We start from the raw sequence: 6,811 nt of genomic DNA on the forward strand, positions 1-6,811 counted from the left end.
TTCAGCTCAACGTCATGCCTCAACCTCTACTCGTGCGCTGCAGACCTGGCTGAGATGTGCGTTTACGTCTGCACCAGACTGCGTCGTTGGGTCCATTCCGGCAAATTCAATTTTGCAGGCCCGACTAACGATGGTCGCGCTTGACGACGCAAATAGTCGATTCTCCAATTTCGTCAAGGATATCAACGCTCGCGCTGAATTGGCGAAAGGCGTCAGAGATGCGGTGAGTGATCGAGCGCTTGCTGTCCGAAACCTTGTTCTTGTGACCTCACCGGAAGACATTCGAGTCGAAGGCGAGAAAGTTCGAATCGCCGAGGCACAGGTAGAGGAACGGCTTCAAAAGTTCAATGCTCTCGTCGCCGCCGCGACAGACATGACGGAGAAGCCGAGAGTCCTCGCAGCCGAAATCGGGCGTGTGGAAACGCTCTATCGACCGGTGGCGTTGGACATCTATCAGCTTGCGGTGAACAAACAGCACGATGCGGCCGTTGCCGCTATTGATACTAAATGCCGCCCGTTGCTCAACGCGTTGATCAAGGCCGTGGGGGACTATAGCGACGCAACCAATGAGCGTGCGCAACAGCTAGTAGGGGAGGCTGAAGCGCAATACGTCCGTCAGCGCAATATGTTGCTCGCATTATGCGCAGGGGCTATCGCTTGGGCTCTCCTTGCAGGTTTAGTGATCACCCGTAGCTTAATGCGCGAATTAGGAGCCGAGCCGGCGGCACTAGCGGCCGCTGCAAAGAAAGTCGCCTCGGGAGACCTGAGCTCGGTTCACGGCGTAGATGATGCAAAGGCTGGAAGCGTGCTCGCATCGATGTCCGCAATGCAGTCTAGCTTGGTGGAGTTGATTGCGAAAGTGCGTTTGGCATCGGACGGTATTGCGACGGGATCTAGCGAGATCGCCGCCGGCAACGTTGATTTATCTTCTCGAACAGAAGAGCAGGCGGCCGCGCTTCAACAGACTACATCAAACATGGAACAACTGACTGAAACGGTCAAGCGGAACACAGAGAATGCTCAGCAGGCGAGCGCTTTATCGGTCAACGCAGCCGAGGTTGCGAAAACAGGAAACGATGTTGTACATCGCGTGGTTAGCTTGATTGGTGATATAAGCGGTAGCTCTGCCAAAGTGGCGGAAATTACGGGAATAATCGAAGGGATTGCATTTCAAACGAACATTCTTGCCCTCAATGCTGCCGTTGAAGCAGCGCGCGCAGGTGAACAAGGCAGGGGTTTTGCTGTCGTCGCAAGCGAAGTTCGCAACCTCGCGCAGCGGTCCTCCATTGCGGCAAAAGAAATCAAAGAGTTGATTGGCGAAGCAGTCCACATGATTCAAGAGGGCTCGGTTCTTGCCGACGACGCGGGGAAGACGATGGCGGATGTTACGCACGCTGTCGCCCGCGTGAAAGACATCATGGGTGAAATTGCGGCCGCTTCCAGTGAGCAGACACGCGGTATTGAAGAGGTGAATCAAGCTATTGGTCAAATGGACGAGGTGACGCAGCAAAACAGCGCTTTGGTTGAGGAGGCTGCTGCCGCATCAAAGTCGCTTGAAGATCAAGGTCGCGAATTAAATGATGCTGTGGCGCTCTTCAAAGTTGACGATGGGGCTTGGGCGAGACCTACTTCCGACAGCGCGGCTCAATTGCGACGTACGGAGTCAACGTCACGTCGAAATTCTCCGCCCAAAGCGCAGCTTGCGGGACTAAAGAACGACGGCGATTGGGCACAGTTCTAAGCACTACACGGAAAATGCACGACTAGCACGGGCTTTGTCGTGCAATCTTACTCAATCGTTTTGAGCCTGCTATGAAGGACAATGTGCTGGTTGCTCGCCAACCGATTATTGACAGACGTGGCTCAGTTGTCGCGTACGAGCTTCTGTTTCGAAACGGGCAATCGAACACCGCGATTATTCATGATGGAGTCGCTTGCAGTGCAGCCGTTGTGGAGCGCGCGTTGGGAGCTTTCGGCTTAGAAAACACATTGGGCGAAGTTGACGGTTTTATCAACTGTCCAGCGGAATTTTTGCTCTCTGGCTCAGTTGACCTTTTGCCGCCTCGGCGGTTCGTTCTTGAGATCCTAGAAGATGCATGCGGCTGCGACGCTCATTGGAATTGACTTGTTTCAAGGATATTACTTTGCTAAACCGCAAATCCTTGCTGCAAAGCGGACCTCGGCGTCTTACGCCGGGGTCTGCGAAGTCTTAAGACTACTCATGGACGACGCAAGCGATGAGAATTTAGAAAGGGCGCTAAAAGATATCCCGACGCTGGTCGTACAGATGTTGCGACTCGCCAACAGTGGTGGCAATTGCCGGACTCGCTCAGCGGCGATTACTTCGGTCAAACAGGCCATGTCGGTGGTTGGTCACAAGCAATTGGTCCGCTGGTGTTGCTTGCTGTTGTACGGCGATGGACTAAATAACGCAGCAGGTATCGACCCCTTGCTTAGCTTGGTCGAGCGGCGATCAACCTTCATGGAGTGTGCTGCAAACGAATACCGCGCAAGAGATCCGGAGTTCTCACAAAGCGCGTGGCTTGCCGGACTTCTATCATTAGCGCATATACCGAATGGTGTAGGGCCAGAGGAATTCATCGGTGAGTTGCCAATAAGCCCGCTAATTCAAGAGGCAATCATCGCGCGCGGCGGAGAGTTGGGACGTTTGCTTTCACTTGCGGAGGAAGTTGAAGCAGGGCGGTTCGATGCAGCTGCCGCCATCGGTTCGGATATGGGACTTGAACTGGTGGCTTGATGGACGGCGCCAAAGAATGGCAGGAGCCGGTTGTTAAACGTCCATCATTTTCAACTATTAGGCTCGTCATCAATGAATACCAGGTCTGGGGGGAAGCCAATCTCTTCGGCAGAGCGCTTAACCTCTCTAGGTGTCATGCCGGTGAGGTCTCCAATCTCTTCGCTGCCGACAAGCAGCCTTCCAGACCATCCGCGCAGCGCGGGTTGGATGTACAACACTATTTTATTTTCGGCGTCGGAGTTCATCATTCTCTCAATTTACTGTTCGAACAGTATCTCTCTCTTGTCCTGCCATTCAAAGCTATAGTTTTCCTGTCTACGACGGGCAAGCAGCATTATTTGACTTTGGGCACACCTCGCAGAGCGTCTGGACAGCATTAACGAACTTTACGGTGAGTGGTTCGTGGAAGCTCACCATAGGCGGCAAAATAGGCTTGAGAAAAACGGTAAAAATTAAAGAATCCCCACCGTGATGCAATCTGCTCGCATGTTGCGATTATCTGATCGTTTAGAAGATCTTCGCGCGTGCGTTGTAGTCTGATATTTTTAAGGTATTGCATGGGAGTCACTCCGCGATATCGTAGAAATCCATTTTGAAGAGCACGCACGCTAAGCGCTGCGGAGGCGGCAATCTGCGGCAAACGGATCGGTTCGTGCGCGTGCGCGTGGATGAAGTCAATCGCACGTTTGATCCGACCAGGGGTCACATTCGTCGGAACTGACCTAAGTAGGTCGGTATAGCTATGAGGGATATTTTGTAAAAGGATCGTGGTGAATGCCTGGCGGAGGTAGGTAAGAGCGATCGTGTTTTCCCGGCCATCATGGCTAGGCCCGATCACTTTCATAGCCTCTGCAATATGGGAAAGGCATTGACTAATATTATTAGATATTGTCAACTCGGGATTGAAGTGAAGGCGCTTGTGGCAGGGCGCCCCGGTCAATGCGGCAAGGTCGGCGTGTATTAACTGTGACGACACCACGAGTGTATCAATGCGCGTCGACGGCGCGTACTGAGCGCCGTCAATCAACCGATTGTCGGTAACGAAAGCCGACTTGCGCGAACGCCATTGCCCTTCAATGGACCAGGTGGCCGCGCCGGACGTGGGAAGGCAAATGAGAAACGCGTTTACGTCGTTGAAGTTCTTCCAAGACCAGGGCGTGTCTATTTGAGACATTCGCAATAGCATCCCCGGCGTCGTCACTGATCGTTTCTTGTATTTAAACTCTCCGATAACGCTTGGGGTTACGCAAATATTTCCTTGCCGTACTCGGTAGTGCTCCTCAACCTGTTGCGGGTCGGTAAATTCGTAAAGTGGTTCAATCATAGCCGCGTCCGCGACGCTTGGTTTTTAGTTAAACCTCATTAAACAGCACCATGGCGCCGTCCGTGTCAATCTATTGACGTCAAAAATATAAAATGCGCTTTCTGCCGTAAGAGTGCGCTTTGCGTACATTCCAGAAGACTTGCTTGACCTGCCCTCGCGCGGTTCTGCCAAGTTTCTTGCACAGCGTACGATCTCTAAGAAATTTCCTTAGATGCCTTCCATCTCGTGCCTCGTGAGTCGGGAAGCGCGGCAGGGAGGTAGGCTCATGTCGAACCGTCGTAGTGTCGTAGTAGCCGAAGGCAAACGGCGCCTTATCCGATGCATCGCGCTGCAATACCGCCTGCGGCTGCGCGATCAGCAGCGCCGCTTCCTTGTCCTGCTTCATCAATGCATAGCAAGCTACACAGCAGCGACATCGGTCCTCCATTCCTTCGGATACGCCGCTTCGAGACGCTTCTGCACGGCCGCTAGATCGTTAGTCGTCAGATTGCCCTGACGCGTCAGCAGGTACACTGCATAGGCGCGTTGACGTAGCAAATCGAGCGTATCCAGCCGATCGTTCGATGCGAGTTGACGCAGATATCGATTGCCCGCATCGATCAGATCATCCGGTGGCGCGAAGCCGCGTTCCTTCGCATCGAGCAGAACATGCATGGTGTAGGCGGACACGAAAGGCTCGGCGTCGACCGTCGCGGTCCACACGCCGAAGCCGCCCTGCGCGTTCTGGCGCGTCCGCAGGCGGTCGAAAAACTTCCCGAGCAGATCGTCCGAAGGTGTTGGCATGCCCATCGTCTTCGCGGCAATGAGGCGTGGCGTCATCGCGCTGACCATCTGCTCGGTGCAGTAATGATCGAAGCTCTCCAGATACGAAGTAAGACCCGCCGACAGCACGAGCGGCGTGGTCGATATCGTCGCGACGCGTTTCGCGTAGGCGTCGTACATGTCACGCAGGCCCGGGACATTGCGCTTGCCGCCCGAATCGATTCTAGCGAACTCGATTTGCGTGCGCATCGGCGTGGCAGGCCGCACCGACACCTCGACGCGCTGCTGCGCCGTCTTGCCTCCGTAGCGTGCCTCGAACGTCAGCGTGCCCGCGCCCGGCGCGCTCAAAGCCTTGATACGGAACATCACGACGCCTTCGTGCATCGGCGCGAGCATCACGTTTTGCGTGGCCTGTCCGAGCGCTTGTAACTGCGGCCCGCCCGCGAGCGTCACGGCGATCGGCACGGGCTTGTCCGGTGCGCCGCTCAGGTTGTTCGCCACGGCGACGCTCACATCCGCTTCGTCGCCTGGCGCGAGCGTCGTGGGCGCGTTCGGCGACAGCACGAAATCGCCACGCACGGTCATCGCGCCTTCATAGGTCCCGATCAAATCGGGCGATACGGACACCGCCATCACGCGCAATTTGCCGTTGAACGAATCCGGTACCGTGTAGAGCCGCTTTCGCAGCCTCAATCGATGGGCGACGGCCTTGCGGCAGTACGACGCCGAACTCGTACAGCAATCCACGAAGCTGATTAATCTGCATGACGCGAATCCTGACTAATTGCTGGCGGATTCGGTGCATCGCAAGCATCACCTGCTGATCCTCGGTCTTGACCGCCACGAATCGCATGCCAGGGCGTTGAGCAGCTTCCCAGATCGCCGCCGCGTCAGCCGCATCATTCATTCTTGTTCGACTTCACAAATGGCCGCACGAACTGGGCCGCTATAAGCCGCACGTCGTGGCCGAGCCGTGCCAGAGTTCGGGCCCAATGATGAGCGCTACCGCAGGCTTCCATGACAACCCGGCATGACGGCCGGTTCGCAAAGAACGGCACGAGTTGTGCACGTTTGAGCGCCTTGCTGTGAATCGCGCCAGTCTCGCGATCGACGTAGTGAATCTGGAAGACGCGCTTGGCCAGATCGATGGCAATGGTCGAAGGTTCCATTTGGCTCTTCTTTGCGGCGGACATGCCGAATCAGCAATGTCGCACGCTCCAGTCTACCGAGCTGCGGCAACGGATGACCGTTAGGCGGGAGGCGACCATTCCATCTACTTTGCGGCAACATTTGCTGTCACAGCAAAGTAGTAGTGTCGTACTTGAGCAAAGTACAAAGGTCGTACCTCGGGGTTTTGAGCGCAAGCTGGACTGGTATTCGCATGTTGCGGAGCCCGTCATGCCCGAGATCGAGACGATCACCATAAGAATGCATTAAGTCGATCGGTGAAAGGTCATCGAAGCGGTCGTTGACGGGCGCTCGGTTGCTATCAGGCGGCCGAGCGGCTGGACTTGTGTGTGCGCCAGATCGCGATACAGCCGCCGTGCAATTCCTTAAAGTCCGAATTCCCGATTCACAAATTTTTTCGTTCGTATGTCTATGTGAATATGTTTAGTTTTCTTGCAAGCGGACTGTTCGCGACTGTTCAGAAGGCTGCCGATCATTGCCGCAGCGGTCATGCGATCTTCCGATGACCGGCGCGCTTTGCCGGGAACACTTGCAGCTGCGTGCTGGAGCCGCCAGGGAATCATCAGATTATTTTGATCGGAAGGTAGTCTCTGCTCTGGGGCCTCTCCCTTTGCGCCGAGGACAATGCTGTCGTCGAAGACTGTCACTTCAACCCTAGGCTCTGTTCACATTTGAAGAAATGTGTTTACATCTCATCTTTTGCGTAAGCGATCAAGATGAGTCGAATGTTGCTGACCGATGAGATATGGGGACGACTGGAGTCCATTGTTCCGGGTAAG

7 protein-coding genes and 1 pseudogene are annotated in these 6,811 nt (G+C 54.9%); 4 read left to right on the plus strand and 4 right to left on the minus strand.

Annotated features, from left to right (window positions below; genetic code table 11):
* Positions 1–130 precede the first annotated feature (130 nt).
* From BVER_RS26565 to BVER_RS31930, 4 genes are all read left to right on the plus strand, one after another.
* The gene (locus BVER_RS26565; protein WP_083452379.1) at positions 131–1,741 is read left to right on the plus strand and encodes a methyl-accepting chemotaxis protein; all 1,611 of its coding nucleotides are present in this window, start codon (positions 131–133) and stop codon (positions 1,739–1,741) included.
* Positions 1,742–1,812: 71 nt separating this feature from the next.
* A complete protein-coding gene (locus BVER_RS31925) occupies positions 1,813–2,124 on the plus strand; it encodes a YuxH family protein (protein ID WP_157056240.1) in 312 nt (103 codons plus the stop codon).
* A gap of 97 nt (positions 2,125–2,221) precedes the next feature.
* On the plus strand, positions 2,222–2,758 hold the full coding sequence (locus BVER_RS26570; protein ID WP_198155406.1) for a YuxH family protein: 537 nt from the start codon (positions 2,222–2,224) through the stop codon (positions 2,756–2,758).
* Complete coding sequence (locus tag BVER_RS31930) at positions 2,758–3,138, plus strand: hypothetical protein (RefSeq protein WP_157056242.1); 381 nt, start codon at positions 2,758–2,760, stop codon at positions 3,136–3,138. Before BVER_RS26570 ends, BVER_RS31930 begins: the two co-directional genes overlap by 1 nt.
* Here the strand turns inward: BVER_RS31930 and BVER_RS26580 are convergent.
* From BVER_RS26580 to BVER_RS26595, 4 genes and pseudogenes are all read right to left on the minus strand, one after another.
* Positions 3,135–4,082 (minus strand): helix-turn-helix domain-containing protein, encoded by a 948-nt coding sequence (locus BVER_RS26580; protein WP_083452380.1) that lies wholly within the window; start codon positions 4,080–4,082, stop codon positions 3,135–3,137. The genes BVER_RS31930 and BVER_RS26580 overlap by 4 nt on opposite strands.
* A gap of 79 nt (positions 4,083–4,161) precedes the next feature.
* Entirely contained in the window at positions 4,162–4,467 is a 306-nt protein-coding gene (locus tag BVER_RS34645) for a hypothetical protein (protein ID WP_050455815.1), read from the minus strand.
* Positions 4,468–4,481: 14 nt separating this feature from the next.
* Positions 4,482–5,477, minus strand: a complete 996-nt coding sequence (locus BVER_RS26590) for an alpha-2-macroglobulin family protein (RefSeq protein ID WP_050455816.1) — start codon at positions 5,475–5,477, stop codon at positions 4,482–4,484.
* Positions 5,478–5,543: 66 nt separating this feature from the next.
* Positions 5,544–6,013 (minus strand): annotated as a pseudogene (locus tag BVER_RS26595) (IS110 family RNA-guided transposase); the annotation flags it as partial.
* Positions 6,014–6,811: the final 798 nt, after the last annotated feature.

The sequence above is a fragment of the Candidatus Burkholderia verschuerenii genome, assembly GCF_001189365.1.
GTDB lineage: Bacteria > Pseudomonadota > Gammaproteobacteria > Burkholderiales > Burkholderiaceae > Caballeronia > Caballeronia verschuerenii.